This window comes from Streptomyces sp. MA5143a (assembly GCF_900290235.1).
Lineage (GTDB): Bacteria > Actinomycetota > Actinomycetes > Streptomycetales > Streptomycetaceae > Streptomyces.
On sequence record NZ_OLMK01000173.1, the window covers coordinates 1 to 855 of the forward strand.

General features: G+C 71.7%; 1 protein-coding gene. It reads left to right on the top strand.

Going from position 1 to position 855, the window contains the following annotated elements:
* Positions 1 to 813, top strand: an 813-nt coding sequence (locus SMA5143A_RS42395) for a transposase (RefSeq protein WP_146194069.1), incomplete at its 5' end; no start/stop codon positions are given.
* Positions 814 to 855 lie beyond the last annotated feature (42 nt).

Below are 855 nucleotides of genomic sequence, written 5' to 3' on the forward strand. Positions count from 1 at the left end.
GACGGCCGCTGGCGCATCACCCGGGGCACCGCCCCGAACCGGATGGTCTCCACCATCGATCACGAAGCACGCCACGTGCACAAGACCCGCAGCCACCAGCAGGACGGCTTCAAGGCTCACCTGGCCGTCGAGCCCGAGACCGGCTTATACACCGCCGTCGCCCTCAGACCCGGCGCCGGGCCCGAGCACCACGACGCTGCGGTCGGCCTGGAACTGCTCGCCGACGAGGCCACCCCGGTGGACGCCTTCGCTGACACCGCCTACTCCACCGGTGACGCCCGCCAGGCCCTGCACCGGGCCGGGCACCGGCTGTTCCTCAAGCCCGCACCGCTGCGGCCCGCCGTCCCCGGCGGCTTCACCCTCGACGACTTCGCCATCGACACCACCACCGCCCTCGTGACCTGCCCGGCCGGACACACCGTGGCCCTGTCCGACCCCGGCGGGCAGCACCACCAACGCAAAGCCTCCTTCGGCAACTTATGCACCGGATGCCACCTGCGCGAGCAGTGCACCAAAGCCAAGGCCGGACGCATCCTGACCATCCGCCCGCACCACGACCTCCAGACAGCCGCCCGCCACCAGGCAGCCACCGATCCGGGCTGGCAGGCCGACTACCGCCGCTGGCGGCCACCGGTCGAACGCGCCGTCGCCTGGCTCGTCCACCACGGCAACCGGCGCCTGCGCTACCGCGGCACCATCAAGAACGACACCTGGCTCCACACCCGGGCCGCCGCCCTCAACCTCCGCCGACTGATCAACCTCGGACTCACCCACACCAGTGGCACCTGGCACATCGCACCGGCCGGTACATGACCGGAGGGGCTGTCCGGCCTGACGGCCGGACAGCCCCTCATC